Raw genomic sequence first — 24,288 nt, 5'->3', positions numbered from 1 at the left:
CAGGAGCTCGACGCCAGCGCCACTGCAGCTTGACGCGCGATCAGCTAGCCTGATCTCCCGGTTTTTCCCGAAAGTGTCTGCGATGTTCCGCTGGTTCGAATCCCTGATCGATGTCTTCCCGCCGATCGAGCGGGAAATGCCGCCGCATAGCGTGTGGCGGTTCTATCTGCATTATCTGCGGCCGTTGTGGCCGATCCTGTTGGCCACGCTGATCGCCGGGCTGCTGCTGGCCCTGGTGGAAGTGGCGATGTTCGACTTCCTCGGGCGCATCGTCGACATGCTGGCCGAGCGGCCGGGAGCGGACTTCTTCCGCCGGCATGCCGGCGAATTGCTCTGGATGGCGGCGATCACACTGGTGGCGCGCCCGCTGTTCACCGGGCTGCACAATCTGCTGGTCAACCAGGCGATCGTTCCGGGCCTGAGCAACCGCTCGCGCTGGCTGATGCACAACTACGTGGTACGGCAGAGCCTGGGCTTCTTCAACAACGATTTCGCCGGTCGGATCGCCAACCGGGTGATGCAGACCGGGACCTCGCTGCGCGAATCGGCGGTGCAGATGGTCGATGCGCTCTGGTACATCGTGGTCTATACCGGCAGCGCGCTGTGGTTGTTTGCGCAGGCCGACCCCTGGCTGATGCTGCCGCTGCTGATCTGGCTGGTGGTGTATGTCGCGCTGATGGCGTTCTTCGTGCCGCGCATGAAGGCGCGCGCGTGGATCGCGTCGGATGCACGCTCCAAGGCCACTGGGCGCATCGTCGACGGCTACACCAATATTTCCACGCTCAAGCTGTTCGCCCATGCCGGTCGCGAACAGGCCTATGTGCGCGATGCGATCGACGAGCTGGCGGTGAAGCATCGCGGGCAGACGCGCGTGACCACCACGATGGATACCGCCATTGCGGTGGCCAATGGCTTCCTGATCGTGGGCACCTGCGGGCTGGCGTTGTGGCTGTGGAGCCGCGGCCAGATCAGCGTCGGCGCGATCACGCTGGCCACCGGCCTGGTGATCCGCATCCACAACATGTCCGGCTGGATCATGTGGACGGTCAACGGCATCTTCGAAGACATCGGCAGCGTGCAGGACGGCATGCAGACCATCTCGCAGCCGGTGCTGGTGCAGGACGCGCCCGACGCCGTGCCGCTGCAGGTGACGCACGGCCAGGTGCAGTTCGAGCACATCCATTTCCATTACGGCAAGCGCGGCGGGGTGATCGCCGGGCTGGACCTGCAGGTGCGTGCCGGCGAGAAGATCGGCCTGGTCGGGCCGTCGGGCGCGGGCAAGTCGACCCTGGTCAACGTGCTGCTGCGGCTGTACGACCTGGAGCAGGGGCGCATCCTCATCGACGGGCAGGACATCGCCCAGGTCACCCAGGAAAGCCTGCGCGGGCAGATCGGCCTGGTCACCCAGGACACTTCGCTCCTGCATCGTTCGATCCGCGACAACCTGCTGTATGGCAGGCCGCAGGCCAGCGACGCGCAGATGCTGGAAGCGGTGCGCAAGGCGCGCGCGGAAGGCTTCATCGACACGCTGGTCGATGGCGAAGGCCGGCGCGGATTCGATGCCTATGTGGGCGAACGCGGGGTCAAGCTGTCGGGCGGTCAGCGGCAGCGCATCGCCATTGCGCGCGTGCTGCTGAAGGATGCGCCGATCCTGATCCTGGACGAGGCCACCTCGGCGCTGGACTCGGAAGTGGAAGCGGCGATCCAGGACAGCCTGGACGCGTTGATGGGTAACAAGACCGTCATTGCGATTGCGCACCGCCTCTCCACCATCGCGCGCATGGACCGGCTGGTGGTGATGGATGCCGGACGCATCGTCGAGACCGGCACGCATGCGCAACTGATCGCGCAGGGCGGGCTGTATGCACGCCTGTGGGCGCGGCAGACCGGCGGATTTGTTGCGGCGGATGGGTGAGGCGAACGATGCTTGAGTGCTCGATGCGAGCGGTCGCAGGCGGGCGTAGTAACTTCGAGATCTAGCCCCTCTCCCGCATACGGGAGAGGGATGGGGTGAGGGTATGGGGCGAAGCCACGCGCTGGCCGGCCATACGAGGCTTCGCCCGTACCCTCATCCGCCCCTGCGGGACACCTTCTCCCGAGGGGCGAAGAGTGCTTGTTCTCCCGGTAGGAGAAGGATCAATCACTCGATCGGCTGGTCCAGCATCAACTCGCGTGCAAAGCGCACCGGTGGGGCGCCGTAGGACAGCATCTGGTCGTGGTACGCCTTCAGGTTGAAGTCCTTGCCCAGCTTGTCCTGCACCGCCTTGCGCGTGTCCAGATGTTCCTGCACGCCGACGAAGTAGGTCGGCAGCTGCGCGGACGACAGCTGCGCACGCACCCACTTGCCCGCCGCTTCGCTTTCCTGCTGGAAGGTGTCGTGGGTCATCAGGTGCATCGCCTTGTCGCGTTCCCAGCCATCCACATGTACGCCCTGATCGAGGATGGCGTTGGCGATGGTGCGCAGGTAGAACTTGAGCTGCACCAGATGGAACAGCGGGTCGTTATCCAGATAGCCCTGTTCCTGCATCATGCGTTCGGTGTAGACCGCCCAGCCTTCGGCGAACATGCCCGAGCGCAGCACCGCGCGCAGCGTGGAGGGGAACTTGGCCGAATGCCAGCCTTCCAGGTAATGGCCCGGGGTGCCTTCGTGGATGCTGAGCAGGTGGATCATGCGGCTGTTGTACTCGCGCAGGAACGAATCGACCTGCTTGTCGTTCCAGTCGTCGGGAATCGGCGAGACCGCATAGAAGGTCTTGAGATTCTTGTCGAGCGGGCCCGGCGAATCGCAGTACGCCACCGCCACGCCGCGCTGAAATTCCGGCATCAGGATGATGTCCACCGGCGAATCGGGCAGCGTCATCAAACCCTTCTGGCGCACGAACTCGGTGGACTGCGCCAGTGCGGCCTTGGCGTCGTCGACCACCTTGTCGCGTGCCGGCTTGTCGGCATAGGCCAGTTCCAGCGCCGCCTCGATCGCGGCCTGCTGCTGGTCGTCATTGGGCGTCTCGGGCAGTTTGGGTGCGCCGGGCTTGTCCTTGAGTACCGTGCGGGCAATGCCGTACATCTCGCTGCGGACGCGCTTGAGCTCGGACTCGGCGCGCTGCTTGATCTCGGCGCGCGACAACGACGACAGCAGCGCGAATTTCAGCTTCTGGTCGTAGATCTGCGCACCGACGCGGAAATCGCCCTTGGCATTGGGCACCAGCACGGTATCCAGCCAGGTCTGCTGCTCGGCCACGGCCTTGCGCAGATCGTCGATGGCGGCCTGCGCGCGGGCCGCTTCGATCGGGCCGAGCTGGCCGATATTGGGCGCGATGAAGGTATCGACGATGCTGAGGATGCCCTTGTTCTGCTTGGCCACCGTTTCGGCATGGATCTTCGGCACGCGGGCCGGGTCCAGGTTGGCGCGCGCCTGCGCAAAGATGCCGGGAATCTTCTCCATGCGCTGCGTGGCGGAGCTCAGGCGCTCGGACAGCGGCGCGAAGTCGCGCGCCATCAGGCCATACAGCGCGCTGCCGGCCAGGCCGTTGTAGACCTGCGGGTCCCAGGCCCAGCTCTGCAGCACCTCGGTGTTCCAGATCTCCGATTGCAGCTGGTTGCGCAAAATGGCCGCATCGACCTGGTTCTCGCGCGACAGCTTGGCCACCTCGATGGCATCCAGCTCACTCAATAGCTTCTTGCCGGCCTCCAGGCTGCGCTGGCGGCCGGCGCTGCTCAGATCGTCGATCTGCGTGTCGAAGCGGTGATCGCCGGTCTGAGTGGCGGTAACCGGCGACAGCTGCATCCAGGTGTCGAGCGCGCGCTTGGACAGCGCCGCAAAGCGCGCATCCGGCGTCTGCGCAGCCTGCGTCGCGGCATCGGGGCTGCCGGCGCGCGGCGATTCGGGCTGCTGCTGGCAGGCGCTCAGGCCGGCGAGCAGGGCGAGGACAAGCAGACGTTGACGCATGGTGGATTCCAATGGAAGCAATCCGCCAGCATAGGCATGTGCGCGCTTGTCCGCATCCGCCATTGGTTTAGAGTGGCCGCTTTCAAGGAGGATCACCATGCACGACGCCGACATCTGTCATTGCGGACGCATCGCGTTCGACCCGCACACCGATGCGCCGATCACCAAGGCGTACGAGCGCACGTGTGCGTCATGCCGTCGCCGTGGCGGCCTGCTGCGGCCCGGCATGCGCGCGCCATTGCGCCTGCAGGCGGCGCCCAAGATGCCGGGAATCCATCGCTTCAACCGGCAGCATGCCAATCACCACCACTTCCCGCAGCGCGGCAGTGCGCGCTTCAGCACGGGCGTGCGTTGCAGGGCCGGCGAGGCCAGTGTGGCGGTCAAGCTGCGCGGTGTGTCCGCGCCGGGTCTGGCCGTACAGAGCATGCACGTCGCCGATGGAGCCAGCCGATGAGGCGCCGGATGCAGTGGTACGCGGTCGGCTTGTTGCTGGGCTGGGCGCTGAGCGGATGTGCCAGGCCGTCGGGCGAGATGGCGGCAGACGGCGGCGCGCCGGCGCCGGCACCGGCACCGGCACCGCCCGCCGTGCAAGGCAATGCGCTGGCGTATGAGCACGATGTACGCATCGAACTGCCGGCCGATCAGATCGATCAACGCATCGCCGCGGTACGCACTGCCTGCCAGTCGGCGCAGTTCGGCGACTGCGCGCTGCTGGCGGTGGAACAAACCGGTGGGCGCGACCCCAGCGGCAGCGTCAGCGTGCGGTTAGATCCGGACGGCATCGAGCCGATGGTGCAACTGGCCGGCCAGCATGGCGATGTCGCCGCGCGCAGCACGCGTGCCGAGGATCTGGCGCAGCAGATCGCCGATACCGGGCTGGCACAGGCGCGCCTGCAGAAAGAACATGCGCGCCTGCTCGAACTGCAGCAGCGCCGCGACCTGGCCGTGACCGATCTGCTGGCCCTGTCCAAGCGGCTTGCCGAGATCGAGGCCGAAGCGCAGCAGACCCAGCAGGACGCCGCGCAGCAGCAACGGCGCGTGCGCACGCAGTTGCTGACGCTCAATTTCCGCGGCACCGGTGGCGAGCAGGGCAGGGGCGAGATTGCCGAGGCGGCAGCCGAATTCGGCCAGGTCTTCGCATCCAGCGTGGCCTTCGTGATCCGCGCAGTGGCAGCGTTGCTGCCGGTGGTGGTGCTGGGGGTGATCGTCGGCTGGCTACTGCTGCAGGCATGGCGCTGGCGTGCGCGGCGACGCCGGATGTCCTGACCCACTGCGTAGCTGGTCGGCGATGCCGCATCAGCTGCGCATGTTTTTGGGAAGGGCGATTACTTCACGCAGCTACTCGACGCGTTGCGCGGTAGCACGTAGATCCTGGTTGCGCTGCTTGTACGCGATCGCGGTACAGCGCATGGTGTGCAACATCTCCAGACACCGACTGCGCGCAAGCGCAGCGCAGTCGGTACGCAGCCGGCTCAGCCTTCGTCGAATTCGTACTCGACAAACACGTCCAGCTGCAGGGCCAGCTCCTGCACGGCGTCGCGCACCTTCTGCGCAGTGGCATCGTTGCCGGCTTCCACTTCGAACTCGTGGCTGCCCGGACCTTCGTCGTCGGACAGGCCGGCCGAGCTGGAATCGTCGTCGTCCAGGTGCGGCATCAGGTCGTCGACTTCTTCCACGTGCTCGATGCCTTCGATGCTCTGCAGCAGGTTGGCGATGGCACGCGCGTCGTCGTCGGTGCCGGTGATACGCATGCGAAGAGTCGGCATGGGAAAGCTTCCTTGGATTGGGGACCCAAAGACTAGGCAGCCGTCAGGCAAGATCGGGTGATGGCCGCGTGCGCTGGCCGCTCACGGGCGCCGCGCGGTTGCCTGTGATGCGGTGGTCTCCAGTACCGGCACCAGCAGGGCCTGGGCGGCAGTGCGCAGTAGCGCCGGTGCGATGTAGCGATGGTGCACGCCGTCCACCAGGGCCATGTAAACGCGGCCAAACCTGTTGCGGCAGGCCACGCGCGTCTCCAGGCTGAGCTCCACGCTGCCATCCTCCAGCACTTCCACGCCCACGCTGCTGCGGAAGACCAGGTGGCGGTCGTCGGCGCCCAGCAATACCTGCACGCGTCGATCCAGTGGCGCGTTGTCTTGCGCAAGTACCGGGAATCGCCCTGCGAACAGGCAGTCGCGCTGTGCCGACAGCAACGAAGACACCGGGCAGCCCAGCGGAGAAGTTCGCAACTGCAGCGGCGCCACCAGCGCATTGCGCAGCCGCATCAACCAGGTCACGCCGCGCGGCGCGCGCTCGGTGAACCCCTCCAGCAGCAACGCCATCAAGGTGTGCGCACCGCGTTGACGCAACTCATGCGGCTGCAGGCGCAGACGTACGCTGTCCTGATGATCGAAGCCCTGCAGGTGCCGGGTCAGTAGCGAGCCGGGCTTGGGCTCGGCATGCACGCTGACCTGCGCCAGCTGCGGTGCCATTGCAACGAACCCCACCGGTCGACGCAGCCGGCTCACTGCCTGGCGCAGCCTGCCGCTGAGCGCGCGCAGCCGGCCGCACCATGCAGACCTGCTGCTGCCTGGCGATGCGGCCAACGACAGGCGTACGGTGGGGATCTGCAGCGCGCGTGCCTGCGCCGAGGCCAGTAGCCCGATCACCGCCTCCGGCAGCGTTTCGGTGAGCGTGGCGATATCGGCGGTGCCGGACAGCACGCGTGCGCGCACCGCATCGCTCAACGCGCCGCCGGCCTCGTCGCTGTGGCAGGACAGTGCGAAAAATGCCGGGTGTGCGGCTTGCGCTTTGAGCGGTGCGAACTGATGCCAGGTGCCGCCGCCAAAGCGCACGGTGAATAGGCAGTCGGCCGGTAGATCGATATGCCGCAACGCCGCCAGAAAGTGCTGTGGATCCTGTTCGATCTGCTCCATCGAGGCGGTGCAGAAGCGCAGTTGCGCGCCGCTGCTGCCGGTGATGGCGGTGAACATGCGATGGCCGGCGTGGCGATGGAACGGGTGGCCGTTGGCGCCCACCGCAAACGAGAACAGGGCAGTCGATTCGCCGTGCGCAAAGTCGGTGCCGGCCAGGCGTGCCGATGGCTCGTCCAGCGCATCGTGAAAACTGGGATGCGCGCGCTGGCGGCGGCAGGCCTGTTCGATCAACGGGTTGCCTGCGCCCACGCCCAGCTGTGCGATCAGCGTGACCTCCACTGGCAGACCGCCGCTGTAGGACTCCAGACGGACTGACGGAAAACCTGCCTGTGCATCGGCAGGGCGTTGCTGGGGCGTGCTGAACATCGGCATGAGTCCTTTGCGGCCGGAGGAGGGTCAGGAGGTCTTCTTGGTCAAGGCGCGCGCCTTGCGCTTGAGCGGCGCCGAGGCCGGGCAGACTTCGAAGGCAAAGCTGCTGAGCGTGTTGACCATGTTGTCCGGGGTGAGCCGGTAGACCACGAACTGGCCGCGCCGTTCGCTGGATACCAGCCCGGCGCTTTCCAGCACCGACAGATGCCGCGAGATGGCTGGCGCGCTCATTTCGAACAACTGCCCGATCTGGCCGGCGGTGAGTTCTTGGTCTGCCAGGCACGCCAGCATCTTGCGGCGGGGCTGGGAGGCAAGGGCTTCGAAGATGCGGTCGATGGACATAAGGAATTAGGCAATTAACGAATTAGCTAATTAATTGATTTTATGGCGGCCGATATCAAGCGTCTTTTCGGCGCGGCGCTGCCCGGCGGTGGTCGGGCGCGGCTGGCGGCTGTCGCCGACGTTGCCGTGATGGGGGATGTCCAGGCCTCTGGCGCGCGGGATCTGCCCGCAGGGCAGGTCGCAGCCGATCGGTGCTGAAGGTTTTTGCGGTTGGCGGCCTGCAGCCCAGGCATGCCAGATCAGTCCGGCAGCATCGGCTCAGGCACCGCGCTCAAGTCCTCCAGGCAGGCAGGGCCCAGCATGCAAGGTCGCAGTGATGCAAGCAGCCACCTCAGGCCGCAGGCAGTGCCAGCAGCTCTGCCGGCAATGCCGGCATCGGGGTGCGCTCGTCCAGCGCCTCGCGCTTGAGCCAATCGATAAACGCCATTGCCGCAGGGCCGGGGACGCGGTGACTGGGGTGCACGATGTAGTAGGCGTAGCGTGCCTTGAGGGTGGGGCCGGGCAGGCGCACCAGCTCGTAACGCTGCAGATACGGTTGGGCGATGTGCTTGCGCGCCAGGACCGCGCCCAGGCCATAGACGGCAGCGCGCATCGCGTCGGTGCTGTCGTTGAAGGTATGCATCGGCGGCAGCGTGGTGCCGCGCACCTGGGCGGCACGGAACCAGTCGCGCCAGCCCTGCGGCGACATGTCGGTGAGCAGCGGCAATTGCGCGATCTGCGCCGGCGTGCGTAGCGCAGCGACCTCCGGCAGTGACGGCGAGGCCACCGGAAACAGTTCGTCGTCCATCAGATGATGCGAGGTCAACCCGGGCCAGGCACCCTGGCCATAGCGGATGCCGAGATCCGGGCCGCCTTCTTCGAAGCGCGAAAACGCCGCGTCCGATTGCAGATCCATGCGGATATGCGGATGCGCGCGACAGAAGCGCGGCAGCCGCGGCAACAGCCAGCAGTACGACAGCGAGCGCAAGGTGGTCACGCGCAGCGGGATGGCGTCTTCGCGCGGATGCAGGTTGCCGGCCACCGAAGCGATCTCGGCCAACGCAGCGGTGGCGGCGTCGGCCAGCTGGCGGCCTTCGGCGGTGAGCTTGACCCCGCGCGGCAGGCGCTGGAACAGGGTCACGCCGAGCAGCGCTTCGAGCTTGCGCACATGGTGGCTGACCGCGCTGGCGGTCAGATGCAGTTCTTCGGCGGCATGCGCGAAGTTCTGGTGGCGCGCGGCGGCGGCGAACACGCCCAGCGCGGGCAGCAGGGTGGGGCGCAGGTTCATCGAGGCATGAGTGAGATTTGTGGCTCGCCTCGATACTACGCGCTTGTCGCGCCTGCGGTTGCAACCGATGCTGCAGTACCCCATCGCGATGATCGTGCCATGCCCGTCTGCTTGCCTGATGTTGTCTCTTGCGGTTTCAGCACATCACGGCAGCGTGCGCAGGTGCGGCCATGAGCGCGCAGCCGGCGACGCAGCCAGCGGTTGCGGCACGCGAATGGCGCACCCCGCTGGAGCTGGGGTTTCTCGGCATCGTCTGGGGTTGCTCGTTCCTGTTCATGCGCGTGGCCGCACCCAGGTTCGGCACCGTGGCGCTGGTGGAAATCCGCCTGGCGCTCGGTGCATTGGTGCTGTTGCCGTTCCTGTGGCTGGCGCGCGAACGCTTCCCGCTGCGTCGCTGGCCGATGCTGGCGGCGATCGGCGTGCTCAACTCCGCGTTGCCGTTCCTGCTGTTCGCCTGGGGCGCGCAACACGCACCGGCCGCGATCGGTGCGATCTGCAATGCGATGACGGTGCTGTTCACCGCATTGATCGCCTTCCTGTTCTTCGGCGAGAAGATCGGCACGCGTCGCGCGCTGGCCTTGCTGATCGGTTTCATCGGCGTGCTGGTGCTGGCCACCGGCAAGTCGGCCGGGTTGAGCGTGGGGCCGGCGGCACTGGCGGGCGCCACCGCGTCGCTGCTGTACGGCATCGGCTACAACCTGGTGAAGCGCCACATGGGCGATTTGCCGCCGGCCGCATCGGCAGCGTCCACGTTGGGTTGCAGCGCGCTGCTGCTGGCACCGCTGGCCTGGTTGCAGTGGCCGACCACGCCGGTGCCGGCAGTGGCCTGGGCCTGCGCCACCGCGCTGGGCGTGGTGTGCACCGGGTTGGCGTTCCTGATGTATTACCGCCTGATCCAGCGCATCGGCCCGGCACGCGCCTCCACGGTGACCTATCTGGTGCCGGTGTTCGGCGCGCTGCTGGCATGGTCGCTGCTGGGCGAGCCGCTGACCTGGACCATGCTGGTGGCCGCGGTGCTGATCCTGGGCAGCGTCGCCTTCAGCCAGCGCGCCCGCTAGTCACGCGCGCGCCGCTTTACGATTCCCGATTCCCGATTCCCGATTCCCGATTCCCGACTCAGCCAGCCGGCGGCGTCCGCACCGGCAACGGCACATTGCACAGATCGATATGCCCGGCCGGGCGCTTGTAGAAATCGTCCTTGCGATTGCGGCGCGCCTCGGCCACATCGCGGAAGGTCTGGCTGTCGGTGCGCAGCAACTGCAGTGGCGTGCGTTCGGGCATGGGCACCTCGCTGGCCAGGCGAATGGCGCGGATCGGCGAGCGCTGCGCGGGGTCTTCGTAGAAACCCATCGGGTCCGGTCCGCGCGGGATCACGCTGAGCAACTCCATGCCCTTGACCACGCGGCCGACCACGGTGATGTTGCGGTCCAGCTGGCGCGGCGATTGCCCGGTGACCACATACAGCTCGGCGCCGATGCTGCTGTCTTCGTCGTTGTTGCGGCCGGCGCCCAGGGTGCCGTAGCAATGCGCCAGCCAGGTCTTGCCGCTGGTGCTGTCGCGCCCAACCGGGAAGCCGTCGACAAAGCCCACCTGCGCCGCCCAGCCATCGCTGTCGGGCAGGCGCTGGAAATCCAGGCCCTGCGACGGGCGCTCGAATTCGGCCGGCAGGTGCGTCTTCGCCGAGCCCAGTGACTTGGCCTTGGCCGGCGTCTCGCCATCCGGGTCGCCGAACTGCACCACGAAGTTGTCCTGCGAACGGTAGATGCTGAGCCCGTCCCAGAAGCGCTCGTGCGCCAGGGTGCGGATGTTGCCCACGTGCGCGGGCGCAAACTGCGGCGCCAGCTCGATGATCACCCGTCCGCCATCCAGTTCCAGGTACAGCGTGCGCTCGGGGTCGAGCACGCGCCAGGCGCTGGCCGGCGAGGCATCCAGGATCTGCTGCGGGCTGCGATAGGCCGCGTTGGCGGCAGCGGGTAACACCAGGGCAAGCAGGCAGGCGGAAGCAACAGTGCGCAGAAGCATGAAGGCAGCCAGCGGGAGGGATGCCCGATTCTTGCCGACCACGCGCCCGGACGCAAAGCGCCTGGACGCAACGTGCATAAACGCATAGCAGGACGCCGGCGGAATGCGCCGGCGTCGTGCTGTCACGCGCATGCCTGCCGCGGCTGTGCGCTTACGGGGTGTTGCGCACGTGCGGGCTGGTGTGGTGAACGTTGGCGTCATGGTCGTTACGGAACAGCGGGACCAGCTGCCACAACGCAGAGATGCCGACCAGCGTGTAGACCACACGCGACAGCAGGGCATCCTGGCCGCCGAACAGCGTGGCGACCAGATCGAACTGGAACAGACCGACCAGGCCCCAGTTCAAGCCGCCGACGATAAGAAGCACCAGGGTGATGACGTTGAGCGTTTTCATGAAGACAGACCGTGTGGGTTGGGAGACCCCAGAGTCCGCATGCCGCGCGCAACACCTCGTGAGCGTGCGCGAGGGCATGACGGGCTTGCGCACGCCACGATCACGTCCAGCCGACGCGCGTGAAACTGATGCAGTGTGTTGGCCATCCGGCCGCACGCCGACGGCGCAGTGTCAGCGTGCCGGTTTGCGCTTGACGTACAACTGCTTGCGCACGCGCGCCACCACCTCGCCCTGGCGGTTGTGCACCACGTTTTCGAACCAGCGCAGGTGTTTTTCGCCATTGGCGGTGGCGGCGCGCAACTCGGCCAGCACACTGTCGTCGATGACGAACTCGGCGCTCACCGTGCCGCGCCCGGGTTTGACGAACTCGATGCTGCCGGCCTTGTCCCATACGTAGTAGTCGCGCCCCAGGTTCTGCATGGTCAGCAGGATCCAGAACGGGTCGGTCATCGCGAACAGGCTGCCGCCAAAATGGGTGCCGACGTAATTGCGATTCCACGGCCGCTGGCGTAGCTCCACGCGTGCGTAGCGGTAGTCGGGAGACAACGCGGTGACGTGGATCCCGGCGAACAGGTACGGCGGCCACAGGTTGATACCGAGCTTGAACAGTGAAGCACGCATGCGGCCAGGGTCCATGGCGGGGCGGGCCTGCAGCATACCATTCGCATGCGTATGGAGGTTGTGGCGGTGACGGCAGCGCCCGGCCGGCCTGCAGACCGGGCGCCGTGGTGCCGACGGTGCTTAGAACACCAGCGACGACATCTTGCGGCGGTAGCGGCCGACCAGGTCTTCGTCCTCGATCACCCGGAACGCATCGATCAGGCTACGCCGCGGCAGGTTGTCGTCGAAGGTGCGGTCCTGCCGCAGCATTTCCAGGAACTGCTCCAGCGCGGCCTCGTCGTGGCCGTCGAGCAGGTGGCGCACGCCGAGCAGATGGCGCGCGCGCAGGTCGGCGCCGTTGGCGGCAACGGCGGCCTGCAGCGCGTCGGCATCCGGCGCGTCCTTGAGCACATTGGCAAAGCTCAGCCGGGCCTTGGCGCGCACCGCACGGTCGTCGGTGGCCAGGTTGGCGGGCAGGGCGTCGATCAACTGCTCGGCCTCGGCGGTGTCGCCGGTCTTGAGCAGCGCCAGTGCCAGGTCCAGCTTGAGCTCGTCCTTGTCCGGCTCGGCGGCGATCGCCTCACGCAGCGCGGCGACCTGGTCCTGCGGCTCGAGCGGGGCCGGCGGCAGTGCTTCGGCGACCTGCGGCTCGGCCGGCAGCACGCCGTGCTGGGTCAGGAATTCGCGCACCTGGCCTTCCGGCATCGCGCCCGGGAAGCCATCGACCAGCTCGCCGCCCTTGACCAGGAACACCGTCGGCACCGAGCGGATCTGGAACGCGGCGGCGATCTGTTGCTCCTTGTCCACATCGACCTTGGCCAGCTCGAAGGCGCCGTTGTAGTCGGCGGCGAGCTTTTCAAGGATCGGCGTCAACGACTTGCAGGGGCCGCACCAGGTGGCCCAGAAGTCCACCAGCACCGGTGTCGTCAACGATTTCTGCAGGACCTCGGTCTCGAAGGTGTCGGTGGTGGCATCGAATACGTGCGGCTTGTCGGACATGGGCTTCCAGAAGTGATTGCGGCAACAGTGGGAGGTAATGGTGGCAAACCGGGCCGACACAAGGCTGTCCGGCCCGGGCGCACGGCGCGTGGCCGGCCGTCACGCCGGCAGGGGTTCACGCCACGCGCGCCCGGCACGACAATGCCGCGTCCTGGTGGCGCAGCCTGCGCCCCGCGTTGGAGCAAGGCAATGACACGCATCGATGGCACCCAGCGCTACCTGGGCCTGATCGCCGCAACCGTCTTCGTGCTGGCGGTGGCCGGCTTCGGCGTGGCGCTGCCCGGTTACCTGCAGGCCAGCCATCCGGTTGCGCTGCTCGGTGCCAACGGGGTGCCGCATGCGCTGGGCTTCAACCTGCTGGCGTTCGTGCTGGTCGGTGCGCTCGGCATGGCCACCGGGGTCAGCCTGCTGGCGCGCATGCCGGCCAGGTCCAGCTGGAGCCTGCGCGTGGGCGGGCAGTTGATCGTGCTGGCCGGGCTGGCCTTTCTCGGCATGGGCGCCTTGCCCCTGGACCCCACCGATCTGGACGGGCGCGCCAGCCAGGCCCATGCCACCGCCTGGCTGCTGTGGGCGGTGGCGTTCGTACCGGGCATGTTGCTGCTCGCCGCCGCGCTGCTCAACCAGCCCGGCACCCGCGCACTGGCATGGCTGAGCCTGGGCGCGGGGCTGCTGGTGGCGGTGCTGGCGTTCGGCCCGCCGGGCCTGCTGCGGCAGGCGATCGCCCAGCGCCTGGCGTTCCTGGCCTGGGTCGGCTGGCTCGCGGTGGCGGCCTGGCGCTGGCCGGCCAGACCCGCCACCTGAGGCAAGCGTTTGGAGCACCTGCTGCACTGCGGTACCCTGTGCCGCTTTGCACCGCCCGAGCATCCGCTCCCAATGTCCACCGTCGAACCGAACGCCTACGACCCGCAGCAGGTCGAAACCTCCGCCCAGCAGTTCTGGGATGCCACCCACGCCTTCCAGGTCGACGAAACTTCGGACAAGCCGAAGTTCTATTGCCTGTCGATGCTGCCGTACCCGTCCGGTGCGCTGCACATGGGCCATGTGCGCAACTACACCATCTCCGATGTGGTCAGCCGCTACAAGCGCATGACCGGCCACAACGTGATGCAGCCGATGGGCTGGGATGCGTTCGGATTGCCGGCGGAAAACGCGGCGATCAAGAACAAGACCGCGCCGGCCAAGTGGACCTACGCCAACATCGACCACATGCGTGGCCAGCTCAAGTCGCTGGGCTATGCGATCGACTGGTCGCGCGAGTTCGCCACCTGTACGCCCGAGTACTACGTGCACGAGCAGCGCATGTTCACCCGGCTGATGCGCAAGGGCCTGGCCTATCGCCGCAACGCGGTGGTGAACTGGGACCCGATCGATCAGACCGTGCTGGCCAACGAGCAGGTCATCGACGGCCGCGGCTGGCGCTCCGGCGCGCTGGTGGAAAAACGCGAGATCCCGCAGTGGTTCCTGCGTATCACCGACTACGCGCAGGAACTGCTCGACGGCCTGGATCAGCTGGACGGCTGGCCGGATTCGGTCAAGACCATGCAGCGCAACTGGATCGGCCGCTCTGAAGGGCTGGAGATCCAGTTCGATGTGCGCGACACCGACGGCGCACCGCTGGACCCGCTGCGCGTGTTCACCACCCGCCCGGACACGCTGATGGGCGTGACCTTCGTGTCGATCGCCGCCGAGCATCCGTTGGCGTTGCATGCGGCCAAATCCAATCCGGAGCTGGCCGCGCTGCTGGAAACGCTCAAGCACGGCGGCGTCTCCGAAGCCGAGCTGGAAACCCAGGAAAAACGCGGCATGGCCACCGGCCTGACCGCGGTGCATCCGATCAGCGGCGAGCAGGTGCCGGTGTGGGTGGCCAACTTCGTGCTTATGGGCTACGGCACCGGCGCGGTGATGGCGGTTCCCGGCCACGACCAGCGTGATTTCGAGTTCGCCAACAAGTACAGGCTGCCGATCGTGCAGGTGGTCAGGCTGCGCGAGCCGCGCAACGACGACGAGCAGAGCTGGGACGCCAGCCAGTGGCGCGACTGGTACACCGACAAGAGCCGCCCGCTGGAGCTGATCAATTCGGCCGAGTTCGACGGCCTGGATTTCGGCGGCGCCTTCGAGGCACTGGCCGAGCGTTTCGAGCGTAAGGGCCAGGGCCAGCGCCGGGTCAATTACCGCCTGCGCGACTGGGGCGTGAGCCGTCAGCGCTATTGGGGCTGCCCGATCCCGGTGATCTATTGCGCCAAGTGCGGCGCGGTGCCGGTGCCGGAAGACCAGTTGCCGGTGGTGCTGCCCGAGAACGTGGAATTTGCCGGCACCGGCTCGCCGATCAAGACCGACCCGACCTGGCGCCAGACCACCTGCCCGGACTGCGGCGGCCCGGCCGAGCGCGAGACCGACACCTTCGACACCTTCATGGAGTCGAGCTGGTACGTGGCGCGCTACACCAGCCCCAACGCACGCGACATGGTCGATCGCCGCGCCAACTACTGGATGCCGGCCGACCTGTACGTGGGCGGCATCGAGCACGCGATCCTGCACCTGATGTACTTCCGCTTCTATCACAAGCTCATGCGCGACGCGCGGCTGGTGGACAGCGACGAGCCGGTGACCAACCTGCTCACCCAGGGCATGGTCATCGCCGACACCTTCTATCGCGATGCCGATAACGGCGGCAAGGATTGGATCAATCCGGCCGACGTGGAAATCCAGCGCGACGAGCGCGGCCGCGTCACCGGCGCGGTGCTGATCGCCGACGGCCAGCCGGTGCACATCGGCGGCACCGAGAAGATGTCCAAGTCCAAGAACAACGGCGTGGACCCGCAGTCGATGGTGGCCAAGTACGGCGCCGACACGGTGCGGCTGTTCTCGATGTTCGCCGCCCCGCCGGAGCAGTCGCTGGAATGGAACGAGGCCGGCGTCGATGGCATGGCGCGCTTCATGCGCCGGCTGTGGGTGCAGGTGCACAAGCATGTGGGCGAGGGCGCCGCCGCCGCACTGGACGCCGCCGCGCTGAGCGCCGAGCAGAAGGCGATCCGCCGCAAGACCCACGAAACCATCGGCAAGGTCAGCGACGACTATGGCCGCCGCCACAGCTTCAACACCGCGATCGCCGCGGTGATGGAACTGTCCAACGCGCTGGCCAAGTTCGACGATGCCAGTGCGCAGGGCCGGGCGGTGCGCCAGGAAGCCCTGGAGGCGATGGTGCTGCTGCTCAACCCGATCACCCCGCACGCCAGCCACACCCTGTGGCAGGTGCTGGGCCACGGCGAGACGCTGCTGGAAGATGTCGCGTTTCCGCAGGTCGATGCCGCCGCGCTGGTGCGCGACGCGCTGACCCTGGCGGTGCAGGTCAACGGCAAGTTGCGCGGCACCATCGAGGTGGCCGCCGATGTCGGACGCGAGCAGATCGAGGCGCTGGCCCAGGCCGAGCCGAACGCGGCCAAGTTCCTGGAAGGGCTGAGCGTGCGCAAGATCATCATCGTGCCCGGCAAGATCGTGAATATCGTGGCGGGCTGATCGTTGCCGATCGCCGGTCCGGGCAGTGTCGCGGACCGGTGTGGCGACGCGCAGATGAGATTGCCGCAGTGGCGTGTGGTCATTCATTTCACCGGCGCGTGGCGACGCGTTTGTCATTCCCGGGCGCCGCGTTTTTCGCGGCGCCCTCTCAAGCCCCGTTCACGCGGTGTCGGGCAGGCTAGCCGCCTGTTGCCGCCGCCGGGGCGCTCATCCAGACTGTGCCCATGATTCGATTTCCTACTGCCTTCGCTGCGTCCCTCGTGCTGGTCTCGAGCCTCACCGCCTGCGGCTTCCATCTGCGCAATTCGCTGGCGCTGCCGCCGGACACGCCCGCGGTGAAGGTGCAGTCCGCGGTGCAGTACAGCGAGCTGGCCAAGTTGCTGCGGCGTGGCCTCAAGGCCGCCGGCGCCACCCTGGCCGACGAAGATGCCAAGACCGGCTTTGCGCAGGTGCAGGTGTTGTCCGAGCGTTGGGGCGATCTGCCGATCGCCATCGACAGCCAGGGCCGCGCGCAGGAATACAGCCTGCGCTATGCGGCCATCTTCACCGTCACCACCGCCAACGGCTCGGTGCTGGTGCCGCAGCAGGTGATCGAGCTGTCGCGCGACTACGTGTCGCCACCGGTGGATGCCACCGGCACTGCGACCGAGCGCGAGATCCTCGCCAACGAACTGCGTAAGGACATGTCGGCATCGATCCTGCGTCGCATCGACAGCGTCGTGCGCGCGCGTGTGGAGCGCGGCGAGACGCTGGAAAGCACGCCCAGCGCGCCGCTGCAGCCGGCCACCACACCGCCGGTGCAGCCGTCCACGCCGGAATCGAGTGTGCCGGCCTCGCTGCCGCCCGCGTCTTCGTCGAATAACTGAGCAACTGGTGATCGTCCCGTCCGCGCATCTGCCGGGCAACCGCGCACGCTGTGCGGAGGTGGCGTGCGCCAGGCGCATGTCGCGCTTGCTGCGCGGCGAGCATGCCCCGACGATCGCTGCCGACGCCGTCTTGTGCGTGACGGTGCAGTGGCGCGTGCCTTCGTAGTGATGGAACTTACCTAGTCATGGAACTTCGCCCAGAACAGCTCGCCGGCCAGTCCAATCAGCCGCTGCAGCCGGTCTACCTGATCGCCGGTCCGGAGACCTTGCGCGTGCTGGAGGCGGCCGATGCGGTGCGCGCACGCGCGCGCGCCGAAGGCATCAGCGAGCGCGAGGTCTTCGATGCCGATGGCCGGGAGTTCGATTGGAACCAGCTGGATGCGACCTTCAACGCGCCCAGCCTGTTCAGTCCGCGCCGGCTGGTGGAAGTGCGCCTGCCCAGCGGCAAGCCGGGCAAGGACGGCGCCGAGGTCATCACCCGCTTCTGCGCCAACCCGCCGCCGGATGTGGTGCTGTTGATCACCGCCAACGACTGGAGCAAGGCGCACCAGGGCAAATGGGCCGATGCGATCGGCCGCATCGGCACCATTTCGGTGGCCTGGGCGATCAAGCCGCACGAGCTGTCGGACTGGATCGAGCGCCGCCTGCGCAGCCACGGCCTGCGTGCCGACGCGGCGGCCGTGCAGCGCCTGAGCGAGCGGGTGGAAGGCAACCTGCTGGCCGCCGCGCAGGAAATCGACAAGCTGGTGTTGCTGGCCGATGGCAAGGTGCTGGACCTGGAGGCGATGGAGTCGCTGGTCGCCGATGCCGCGCGCTACGACGTGTTCCGCCTGGCCGAAACCACGTTCTCCGGGCAGCCGGCCGCAGCGATCCGCATGCTCGCCGGCCTACGCGCCGAAGGCGAGGCGGTGGCCGCGCTGATGCCGATCCTGATCAAGGAACTGCTGCGCACTGCGTCCTTGGCCAAGGTGCAGGCCAACGGCGGCAACCTCGCTGCCGAAATGAAGGCACAGGGCCTGTGGGAATCACGCCAGGCGCCGTTCAAGCGCGCGCTGCAACGGCACCCCGAACCACGCCGCTGGGAGCGCTTCGTCGCCGAAGCCTCGCGGGTCGACCGCATGGCCAAGGGCCGCGCCGACGGCGACCCCTGGGTCGGCCTGGAACGCCTGCTGGTGGCCGTGGCCGAATCCCGCGCGGTGAGATTGCTGGCGTGAAAGCCGGCGATGCCGCCAACGGCGACGCGCGACCCGCCTCCCCAAGCCGCGCAACCCCCGACCAGGCCGCAGCTGCGACCCCCTCTAGCAGCGCAGCCCATACCTCGCCGCCCACCAACTCCCACCCGGCAGCGCCGAACCCACGCTCTTCCGATTCCCGAATCCCGATTCCCGAATCCCGGCTCCATCCCGAATCCCAGCTCCACCTGTACTACGGCGGCACCTTCGATCCGGTCCACCTGGGCCACCTCGCCATCGCCTGCGCCGCGCGCGACGAACTGGGCGCGCTGGTGCACCTGGTACCGGCCGCCGATCCGCCGCACCGTCCCGCACCCGGCGCCACCGCAGCGCAGCGCGCGCGCATGCTGGAGCTGGCACTGGCCGACACCCCCGGGCTGGCGCTGGACAGCCGCGAGCTGCAACGCGCCAGCCGCGACCATGCGCCGTCCTACACCGTCGACACCTTGCGCGCGCTGCGCGCCGAGCTCGGCCCCACGACACCGATCGCCTGGCTGCTCGGTGCCGATGCCTTCGTCGGACTGAGCAGCTGGCATCAGTGGGGAGATTTGTTCGAACTGGCGCATTTCGTCATTGCCGCGCGTCCGGGCACGCCGCTGGACCTGGCCGCCGCGCCGCAGCTCGCCGCGGCAGTGCATGGCCGCTGGGCCGCCCAGGCGGGCGAGCTGGGCATCTCGCCCGCAGGCCGCCTGTGGTCGCTGCAGCAGCCGTTGCGCGGTGAATCGGCCAGCGCGGTGCGCTCGCGCATCACCGCCGGCGGCGACTGGCAGGCGCTGCTGCCGGCATCGGTGGCGGCATTTATCGCGCACGAAGGCCTCTACGGCTGCGCCCCGCCGACTAGCTGAACACGCAGCCGGCCGGACCGGCCTATAATTCGCGCCAATTCCATCGAGTTGCCCGCTTTGACCACCCAAGCCCAAGTCATCAAGACCTCCATCCCGAATCCGCCGCCGTCCGTGCCGGCCCTGCTGGCCACCGTGCGCGAGGCCGTGGAGGAGCTGAAAGCCAAGGACGTGGTCGAGATCGATGTGCGCGGCAAGTCCAGCGTCTGCGATTACATGGTGGTCGCCTCAGGTACCTCGACCCGCCACGTGAAGTCGATCGCCGAAGAAGTGGTCAAGTTCGCCAAGCGCCTGGACGTGATGCCGCTGGGCGTGGAAGGCGAGCGCGAGGCGGAGTGGGTGCTGGTGGACCTGGGCGACGTGGTGGTGCATGTGATGCTGCCGCGCGTGCGCGAGTTCTACGCGCTGGAGCGTCTGTGGACGGTGGGCGACCAGCGTCCGGACGATGCGGAAGCCGATCCCGAAGAGTGAGTGAGCCGGGCATGCCACGCAATGCCCGACCCCAGACCGATGCGCCTGCCTCGCAGGCGCTGCAACAGCTGCGCAGCCAGGGCGCACACGCCTCCGGCGCGCCGCTGTCGCCGGCACGCAAACGCTTCGACCGATTGCTGCGCGACCTGGAACGGCATCGTGCTGACCTGCAGGCCTGGCAGCTTGCACTGTCGCAGTGGCGCGAGCGTTACCACGCCGAATTGCAGCCCTTGCTCGACCACCGCCGCGCGGCCGACATCGCCCTGGTCGAAGAGCTCGACCGTGCGTATGCCACGGTCAAACTGGGCAAGGCCGACCGCGCTTTCCTGTCCGAGTTGCTGTGCGATATCGCCGCCCCGCTGATCGAGGCCGGCCATGAGTCATTGCGCCCAATCTACGACCGCTACAGCGCAGCCGGTTACGACCAGGAAGTCGCCGAATCCGATGCGCTGATGAAGCAGATCCTCGGCCAGGCCTACGGGCTGGATGCCGACGAGCTGGATGGCATCGATTCGCCCGAACAGCTCTACGAGCGCGTCAGCGAGCGCCTGCAGCAGGAGCGTGCGCAGCAACAGCAACGCCACACGCAACGGCGCAAGCGTGCCGAGCACAAGGCAGTGGTGGAGAATGCCGAGCCGCCTCCGTTGCGCGAGCTGTATCGCAAGCTGGCCGGCAGTCTGCATCCGGATCGCGCCAAGGGCGCCGACGACCATGCCGCGCGCACCATCCTGATGCAGCGGCTCAACGCGGCCTACAAGGCCGGCGATCTGCTGGGTCTGCTCGAACTGCAGGCCGAGATCGGTCTGATGGACGCTCAAGGCGTGGATGCGATGAGCGCCGCGCGCCTGCAGGACTACAACCGCGAGCTGGATCGGCAGTGCAGGCAGCTGCAGCAGCAGGTGCAGCAGCAGTCGGACGACTTTTGCGCCGAATACGGGCTGGAGCTGCCGTCGCGCCCCAAGCCGGAGCGACTGGGCCGTTTGATGGCCCAACTCAAGCGCGAAGTCGAAGACGACCTGCTGGACGCGCGCCGTGGCCTGCGCGAGCTGGAAGACCCGCAATCGTTCAAGCGCTGGTTGAAGCGGCAGCGCGCCATGGCGGGCGCGCCCGACGCGCCCTGGTTCTGATCCCGGCCTTTATGGTGGTTGTCGGCTTGCACATCCGCCACCGCGGCTGCGCGCGCGCGCGGCGCGCAGCCTTGGCTGGACACACTGCCCGCCCTGCAATCGGGGCGCGTGCATGCGTGGCGTTGTGCCGGCGGCCGGAGCGACGCTGCCGAACGGAGGCCGGTCCGTTCGGCAGCGCTGGCCGTTGCCCTATGCCTAAGACAGCCAGCTCAGGGCCGCAGGCTCACAACGGCCCGCGCTCCCACGGGCCGGTGATCGCTAGCGTGATGCCCGGGGTCTGGATGTTGACGAACAGGGTGCGCGCCAGCGGATCCCAGCAGGCGCCGCAGAACTCGGTATCGCGGTAGTCGCCCTCGGCAATGGTCTTGCCGGCATCGGCGATCTGCTGCGAGGTGAGCTGCACATTGTTCTTGGCCAGATAGAACGATTCGCCGCCGCGGGTCAGCCCGAGCAGCCGCGCGCCGGGGCCGTATTCGTCCGGGCTTTCGCCGCCGTCTTCGCACAGCACCACGCCGCCGCGCGCGCTGACGGTGACGTTGTCCGGGTTGTGCGCGGCCAGCTGATTGCCGCTGACGAACAGGGCGCTCAGGCGCTGGGTGAACAGGTCCAGCACCCACACCGCGCCGTTGCCGTAGCCGCGCCGGCCCTGCGCATCCACGCCGGTGCTGGTGTCGACGATGAAGAGCTTGCCGTAGCTGTACCAGATGCCTTCGCCACGGCTCATGCGCAGCGCACCGTCTGCCCAGGCCTGCGCAAACGGCCCGCTCAGGGTGTCGTTGGCGCCGATGTCGGCAAAGCCGGCCGGCGCGGCGATGCTGTCCAGATCCGGCTCTTCGATGTCCACCCATTCCAGCTGGAACTGCTGGCCGATGCTGGCGACGGTGAGATCGGCATTGCGCCGCCCGCGCACGCGGGCGGCCTGCAGCCGGCCGCCGTTTTCCAGCGAGCCATTGCGCCCACGGCGGTCGTTGGGGATGAAGCGGTACAGACCGGCCTTGTTGCGGTCGTCTTCGGTGAGATAGACGATGCCGGTACGCGGATCGATCGCCACCGCCTCGTGGCTGAAGCGGCCCAGCCCGAGCAGCGGCCGGCCGGTGGTGCGCTGGCTGTCCGGGTCCACTTCGAACACATAGCCGTGCTTGCGGCCGGTGCTGGATACCGCGTTGGTCTTGATCTCCTCGCAGCTCAGCCAGGTGCCCCACGGGGTCGGGCCGCCGGCGCAGTTGACCAGGGTGCCGCCCAGGCTGGGCTCCAGGCTGCCCCAGCCGCGGCGGCCGTAACTCAGTGTGGTGGTGCCGCCGCCGGCGGATTGGGTGCCGCTGACGATGCCGGTGTCGTACATCGCCGGCGCGTGGAATGGCGTGGTCGCACCGCGTTCGTGGTTGCGGATCAGCACGTATTCCAGGCCGCGCAGCGGATCGCTGCCCGGACGCCAGTCGGGCCGACGCAGGCCGACCACGGCCATGCCGTCATGGCGGTCGGGGCAGGGCTGGCCATCGTCCATGCGGTCGCCGCTCCAGCCGAACGAGCGGTAGCTGAAACCGCGCGGCAGCTGCAGCAGCGGCAGTCCGGTGCTCTGGTCGGCGACCGGCGCGAGCGGGCCGTACCGGCTGGGCACCGGGGCAAGTTGCAGCGGCGGCGAGGAACTGTTGGCGGCCTGGGCCTGGCGCGACTGCAGCGCACTCAAACTGCCTAGCGCACCGGCGGCCATCACGGCAGCGCTGCCCTTGAGCACCTGGCGGCGGGCGGGATCGAAAATCGGCATCGAACGACTCCTGCGGGCTGGGTAGTGCGCCGACCCTAGAAGCTCGCTGTAACCGCACCATGACACCGCTGTGATCGCCCCGGTTCCGATGCCCAAGCTGTGACGCGGATATCATGTGGTCATGAAATGCCGACTTATCGCTACCGGCGAGCGCGCACCGGCCTGGGTGGCGCAGGGCTTTGCCGAATATCAGAAACGTCTCTCGCACTGGATGCCGCTGGAGCTGGTCGAGATCGAGCCCGGCCTGCGTGGCAAGGGCCGCGATGCACAACGCGCCATCGACGACGAAGGCCGCCGTGTGCTCGCCGCGCTGCCCAAGAACGCCTACGTGGTTGCGCTGGATATCCCGGGCCGCCCGCTCAGTTCGGAACAGCTGGCCCAGCGCATGGAGCACTGGCGCGGGCAGGGCCGCGATCTGGCGTTCCTGATCGGCGGCCCCGAAGGCCACGCCGCCGAGGTGCTGAAAACCGCCAGCGAAAGCTGGTCGATCGGCCCGCTGACCCTGCCGCACATGCTGGTGCGCCTGATCGTCGCCGAGCAGCTGTACCGCGCTGCGGCGATGCTGGCCAATCATCCGTACCACCGCGCCTAAGCGGCATCGCGACGGCAGTATTCCGCGCGTCGCCGCTGCGCTTTCGAGATGGGTGTGCGGGCGAGTAGACGCGCGCATCTTCAACCCGATCCGCGAGACCGCACGTCGTCGCGTGCACGCAAGGCGCACTGCAACGATGCTCATGCAACAGCTGAAACCGTGGTCTTGCAGCAGCCGGCTGCGCAACGCCGGACCATGCGGCGACCGGGCATCCGGGTCGCCGCAGGTGATGACGCATCAGTTCAACGAAAAACTCACCGGCACCAGGCCGTAGGCCTGCACGGCCTGGCCGTTCTGCATCGCCGGCTGGAAGCGCCAGTTGCGCAGCACCTGGCTACGTGCCGCCAGATCGAGCGCGCGATGACCGCTGCTGGTCTGCACGCTGACTTCGGCCGGGCGCCCATCGGTGCCGACCAACACGCGCAGCAGCACCGTGCCCTGCTGCCCGGCACGCAGTGCCGCCACCGGGTAACTCGGCGCCGGTGAGCTCAGGTACTGCAACTGGCCTGCCTCGACCGGGCCGCTGGGCGCGGCAATCGCCGGCGCGCTGTCAGACGCCGCCTCCGAGACCGCAGGTAAGGCGAACGTTGCGTTGTCGACCACCGCGGGCTCACTGATCACCGGGGTCTGCACCTGCACCGGCACCGTGGTCGGCGGTGTATGCGTTGCCTTCGGCTTGAACTTCACCTCGATCGGAAACACCGGTGGCGGCGGCGTCTCGATGGTGATGGGCATGACCCAGCGTTCTTTCGGTGTGGGCTGCTGCGGAACCGCCCGGTACGAGAGCGGTATCAACAACAACCCGCCGGCGAGCAGATGCAAGGCCACCGCCGTGCTCATCGCCAGAACGCGCGAGGTGTCGATGCCGGTGGATCGGGAAGAAACCTGCGATTGCGTGCGAACCATCATCCACCTCCTCAACGGAACTGCGGAAAGGACCAGCGCGACCCGGACGCACTACACCATCCGGTAGCGTAGGTTTACCTCAGCGCGCGCGGCTGCACAAGCGCGGCGCGTGTCTGC

23 protein-coding genes are annotated in these 24,288 nt (G+C 67.7%); 12 read left to right on the top strand and 11 right to left on the bottom strand.

The window, feature by feature from the left end; genetic code table 11:
• Nucleotides 1-82: 82 nt before the first annotated feature.
• Nucleotides 83-1,915, top strand: coding sequence for an ABC transporter ATP-binding protein (locus AC1PLS_RS13785; RefSeq protein WP_184431683.1), 1,833 nt, complete (start codon nt 83-85; stop codon nt 1,913-1,915).
• A 225-nt stretch (nt 1,916-2,140) separates the two neighbouring features.
• Here the strand turns inward: AC1PLS_RS13785 and AC1PLS_RS13780 are convergent, their stop codons facing one another.
• Nucleotides 2,141-3,946 (bottom strand): DUF885 domain-containing protein, encoded by a 1,806-nt coding sequence (locus AC1PLS_RS13780; RefSeq protein ID WP_184431681.1) that lies wholly within the window; start codon nt 3,944-3,946, stop codon nt 2,141-2,143.
• Between the two features lie 97 nt (nt 3,947-4,043).
• Between AC1PLS_RS13780 and AC1PLS_RS13775 the strand changes: the two genes are divergently transcribed.
• Together AC1PLS_RS13775 and AC1PLS_RS13770 are read left to right on the top strand one after the other, a co-directional pair.
• Nucleotides 4,044-4,400 carry an aldehyde-activating protein gene (locus AC1PLS_RS13775; RefSeq protein WP_184431679.1) on the top strand — a complete coding sequence of 119 codons (357 nt, stop codon included), beginning with the start codon at nt 4,044-4,046 and terminating at the stop codon, nt 4,398-4,400.
• Nucleotides 4,397-5,212: a DUF4349 domain-containing protein gene (locus AC1PLS_RS13770; RefSeq protein ID WP_481103780.1), complete on the top strand. Its 816-nt coding sequence runs from the start codon at nt 4,397-4,399 to the stop codon at nt 5,210-5,212. Before AC1PLS_RS13775 ends, AC1PLS_RS13770 begins: the two co-directional genes overlap by 4 nt.
• Nucleotides 5,213-5,418: 206 nt before the next feature.
• On the opposite strand, the gene AC1PLS_RS13765 is transcribed toward AC1PLS_RS13770, so the two are convergent.
• The 4 genes from AC1PLS_RS13765 to AC1PLS_RS13750 form a co-directional block, all read right to left on the bottom strand.
• The gene (locus AC1PLS_RS13765) at nt 5,419-5,712 is read right to left on the bottom strand and encodes a hypothetical protein (protein ID WP_005994696.1); all 294 of its coding nucleotides are present in this window, start codon (nt 5,710-5,712) and stop codon (nt 5,419-5,421) included.
• 81 nt (nt 5,713-5,793) lie between these two features.
• Nucleotides 5,794-7,227: a DUF2867 domain-containing protein gene (locus AC1PLS_RS13760; protein WP_184431675.1), complete on the bottom strand. Its 1,434-nt coding sequence runs from the start codon at nt 7,225-7,227 to the stop codon at nt 5,794-5,796.
• Between the two features lie 30 nt (nt 7,228-7,257).
• On the bottom strand, nt 7,258-7,572 hold the full coding sequence (locus tag AC1PLS_RS13755) for a metalloregulator ArsR/SmtB family transcription factor (protein ID WP_024939743.1): 315 nt from the start codon (nt 7,570-7,572) through the stop codon (nt 7,258-7,260).
• A 331-nt stretch (nt 7,573-7,903) separates the two neighbouring features.
• Complete coding sequence (locus tag AC1PLS_RS13750; RefSeq protein ID WP_039522288.1) at nt 7,904-8,839, bottom strand: LysR substrate-binding domain-containing protein; 936 nt, start codon at nt 8,837-8,839, stop codon at nt 7,904-7,906.
• 170 nt (nt 8,840-9,009) lie between these two features.
• On the opposite strand from AC1PLS_RS13750, the gene AC1PLS_RS13745 reads away from it, so the two are divergent.
• Nucleotides 9,010-9,897 carry a DMT family transporter gene (locus tag AC1PLS_RS13745; RefSeq protein ID WP_039522286.1) on the top strand — a complete coding sequence of 296 codons (888 nt, stop codon included), beginning with the start codon at nt 9,010-9,012 and terminating at the stop codon, nt 9,895-9,897.
• A gap of 58 nt (nt 9,898-9,955) precedes the next feature.
• Here AC1PLS_RS13745 and AC1PLS_RS13740 read toward each other — a convergent pair whose 3' ends face one another.
• The 4 genes from AC1PLS_RS13740 to trxA form a co-directional block, all read right to left on the bottom strand.
• Nucleotides 9,956-10,861: a peptidylprolyl isomerase gene (locus AC1PLS_RS13740; RefSeq protein ID WP_184431673.1), complete on the bottom strand. Its 906-nt coding sequence runs from the start codon at nt 10,859-10,861 to the stop codon at nt 9,956-9,958.
• Nucleotides 10,862-11,012: 151 nt separating this feature from the next.
• Nucleotides 11,013-11,255 carry a DUF378 domain-containing protein gene (locus AC1PLS_RS13735; protein WP_054591530.1) on the bottom strand — a complete coding sequence of 81 codons (243 nt, stop codon included), beginning with the start codon at nt 11,253-11,255 and terminating at the stop codon, nt 11,013-11,015.
• 171 nt (nt 11,256-11,426) lie between these two features.
• Nucleotides 11,427-11,876: a DUF4442 domain-containing protein gene (locus AC1PLS_RS13730; RefSeq protein WP_481103779.1), complete on the bottom strand. Its 450-nt coding sequence runs from the start codon at nt 11,874-11,876 to the stop codon at nt 11,427-11,429.
• 120 nt (nt 11,877-11,996) lie between these two features.
• Complete coding sequence (gene trxA / locus AC1PLS_RS13725) at nt 11,997-12,854, bottom strand: thioredoxin (RefSeq protein ID WP_104622909.1); 858 nt, start codon at nt 12,852-12,854, stop codon at nt 11,997-11,999.
• A 189-nt stretch (nt 12,855-13,043) separates the two neighbouring features.
• Here trxA and AC1PLS_RS13720 point away from each other — a divergent pair, with 189 nt between their 5' ends.
• From AC1PLS_RS13720 to AC1PLS_RS13690, 7 genes are all read left to right on the top strand, one after another.
• The gene (locus tag AC1PLS_RS13720; protein WP_102251685.1) at nt 13,044-13,655 is read left to right on the top strand and encodes a DUF998 domain-containing protein; all 612 of its coding nucleotides are present in this window, start codon (nt 13,044-13,046) and stop codon (nt 13,653-13,655) included.
• Nucleotides 13,656-13,727: 72 nt separating this feature from the next.
• On the top strand, nt 13,728-16,370 hold the full coding sequence (gene leuS, locus AC1PLS_RS13715; protein WP_184431671.1) for a leucine--tRNA ligase: 2,643 nt from the start codon (nt 13,728-13,730) through the stop codon (nt 16,368-16,370).
• A gap of 224 nt (nt 16,371-16,594) precedes the next feature.
• Nucleotides 16,595-17,236, top strand: coding sequence for an LPS-assembly lipoprotein LptE (locus AC1PLS_RS13710; protein WP_024939734.1), 642 nt, complete (start codon nt 16,595-16,597; stop codon nt 17,234-17,236).
• A gap of 185 nt (nt 17,237-17,421) precedes the next feature.
• Nucleotides 17,422-18,450 (top strand): DNA polymerase III subunit delta, encoded by a 1,029-nt coding sequence (holA, locus tag AC1PLS_RS13705; RefSeq protein ID WP_047126816.1) that lies wholly within the window; start codon nt 17,422-17,424, stop codon nt 18,448-18,450.
• Complete coding sequence (nadD, locus tag AC1PLS_RS13700; protein ID WP_184431669.1) at nt 18,447-19,313, top strand: nicotinate-nucleotide adenylyltransferase; 867 nt, start codon at nt 18,447-18,449, stop codon at nt 19,311-19,313. Before holA ends, nadD begins: the two co-directional genes overlap by 4 nt.
• Before the next feature lie 57 nt (nt 19,314-19,370).
• Nucleotides 19,371-19,781, top strand: coding sequence for a ribosome silencing factor (gene rsfS, locus AC1PLS_RS13695; protein WP_016903759.1), 411 nt, complete (start codon nt 19,371-19,373; stop codon nt 19,779-19,781).
• Between the two features lie 11 nt (nt 19,782-19,792).
• Nucleotides 19,793-20,908, top strand: a complete 1,116-nt coding sequence (locus tag AC1PLS_RS13690; protein ID WP_184431667.1) for a J domain-containing protein — start codon at nt 19,793-19,795, stop codon at nt 20,906-20,908.
• A 223-nt stretch (nt 20,909-21,131) separates the two neighbouring features.
• On the opposite strand, the gene AC1PLS_RS13685 is transcribed toward AC1PLS_RS13690, so the two are convergent.
• Nucleotides 21,132-22,673, bottom strand: a complete 1,542-nt coding sequence (locus AC1PLS_RS13685; protein ID WP_184431665.1) for an alkaline phosphatase PhoX — start codon at nt 22,671-22,673, stop codon at nt 21,132-21,134.
• A gap of 121 nt (nt 22,674-22,794) precedes the next feature.
• Between AC1PLS_RS13685 and rlmH the strand changes: the two genes are divergently transcribed.
• Complete coding sequence (gene rlmH, locus AC1PLS_RS13680; protein ID WP_016903756.1) at nt 22,795-23,265, top strand: 23S rRNA (pseudouridine(1915)-N(3))-methyltransferase RlmH; 471 nt, start codon at nt 22,795-22,797, stop codon at nt 23,263-23,265.
• 237 nt (nt 23,266-23,502) lie between these two features.
• Here the strand turns inward: rlmH and AC1PLS_RS13675 are convergent, their stop codons facing one another.
• Nucleotides 23,503-24,174 (bottom strand): energy transducer TonB, encoded by a 672-nt coding sequence (locus AC1PLS_RS13675; RefSeq protein WP_054591526.1) that lies wholly within the window; start codon nt 24,172-24,174, stop codon nt 23,503-23,505.
• Nucleotides 24,175-24,288: the final 114 nt, after the last annotated feature.

This window comes from Xanthomonas sp. NCPPB 3218, from assembly GCF_056725185.1.
The sequence above is the reverse complement of the archived record's forward strand: the minus strand, read 5'-3'. Positions and strand labels throughout refer to the sequence as shown.

What these genes read in the sequence shown, in the direction of transcription:
- AC1PLS_RS13775 (WP_184431679.1), top strand. Translation starts at nt 4,044, where the DNA reads ATGCACGACGCCGACATCTGTCATTGCGGACGCATCGCGTTCGACCCG.
- AC1PLS_RS13710 (WP_024939734.1), top strand. Translation starts at nt 16,595, where the DNA reads ATGATTCGATTTCCTACTGCCTTCGCTGCGTCCCTCGTGCTGGTCTCG.
- AC1PLS_RS13765 (WP_005994696.1), bottom strand. Translation starts at nt 5,712, where the DNA reads ATGCCGACTCTTCGCATGCGTATCACCGGCACCGACGACGACGCGCGT.
- AC1PLS_RS13745 (WP_039522286.1), top strand. Translation starts at nt 9,010, where the DNA reads ATGAGCGCGCAGCCGGCGACGCAGCCAGCGGTTGCGGCACGCGAATGG.
- AC1PLS_RS13720 (WP_102251685.1), top strand. Translation starts at nt 13,044, where the DNA reads ATGACACGCATCGATGGCACCCAGCGCTACCTGGGCCTGATCGCCGCA.
- AC1PLS_RS13780 (WP_184431681.1), bottom strand. Translation starts at nt 3,946, where the DNA reads ATGCGTCAACGTCTGCTTGTCCTCGCCCTGCTCGCCGGCCTGAGCGCC.
- AC1PLS_RS13685 (WP_184431665.1), bottom strand. Translation starts at nt 22,673, where the DNA reads ATGCCGATTTTCGATCCCGCCCGCCGCCAGGTGCTCAAGGGCAGCGCT.
- AC1PLS_RS13735 (WP_054591530.1), bottom strand. Translation starts at nt 11,255, where the DNA reads ATGAAAACGCTCAACGTCATCACCCTGGTGCTTCTTATCGTCGGCGGC.
- AC1PLS_RS13750 (WP_039522288.1), bottom strand. Translation starts at nt 8,839, where the DNA reads ATGAACCTGCGCCCCACCCTGCTGCCCGCGCTGGGCGTGTTCGCCGCC.
- AC1PLS_RS13785 (WP_184431683.1), top strand. Translation starts at nt 83, where the DNA reads ATGTTCCGCTGGTTCGAATCCCTGATCGATGTCTTCCCGCCGATCGAG.
- rlmH (WP_016903756.1), top strand. Translation starts at nt 22,795, where the DNA reads ATGAAATGCCGACTTATCGCTACCGGCGAGCGCGCACCGGCCTGGGTG.
- AC1PLS_RS13740 (WP_184431673.1), bottom strand. Translation starts at nt 10,861, where the DNA reads ATGCTTCTGCGCACTGTTGCTTCCGCCTGCCTGCTTGCCCTGGTGTTA.
- AC1PLS_RS13675 (WP_054591526.1), bottom strand. Translation starts at nt 24,174, where the DNA reads ATGATGGTTCGCACGCAATCGCAGGTTTCTTCCCGATCCACCGGCATC.
- AC1PLS_RS13760 (WP_184431675.1), bottom strand. Translation starts at nt 7,227, where the DNA reads ATGTTCAGCACGCCCCAGCAACGCCCTGCCGATGCACAGGCAGGTTTT.
- AC1PLS_RS13755 (WP_024939743.1), bottom strand. Translation starts at nt 7,572, where the DNA reads ATGTCCATCGACCGCATCTTCGAAGCCCTTGCCTCCCAGCCCCGCCGC.
- holA (WP_047126816.1), top strand. Translation starts at nt 17,422, where the DNA reads ATGGAACTTCGCCCAGAACAGCTCGCCGGCCAGTCCAATCAGCCGCTG.
- AC1PLS_RS13730 (WP_481103779.1), bottom strand. Translation starts at nt 11,876, where the DNA reads ATGCGTGCTTCACTGTTCAAGCTCGGTATCAACCTGTGGCCGCCGTAC.
- trxA (WP_104622909.1), bottom strand. Translation starts at nt 12,854, where the DNA reads ATGTCCGACAAGCCGCACGTATTCGATGCCACCACCGACACCTTCGAG.
- leuS (WP_184431671.1), top strand. Translation starts at nt 13,728, where the DNA reads ATGTCCACCGTCGAACCGAACGCCTACGACCCGCAGCAGGTCGAAACC.
- AC1PLS_RS13690 (WP_184431667.1), top strand. Translation starts at nt 19,793, where the DNA reads ATGCCACGCAATGCCCGACCCCAGACCGATGCGCCTGCCTCGCAGGCG.
- AC1PLS_RS13770 (WP_481103780.1), top strand. Translation starts at nt 4,397, where the DNA reads ATGAGGCGCCGGATGCAGTGGTACGCGGTCGGCTTGTTGCTGGGCTGG.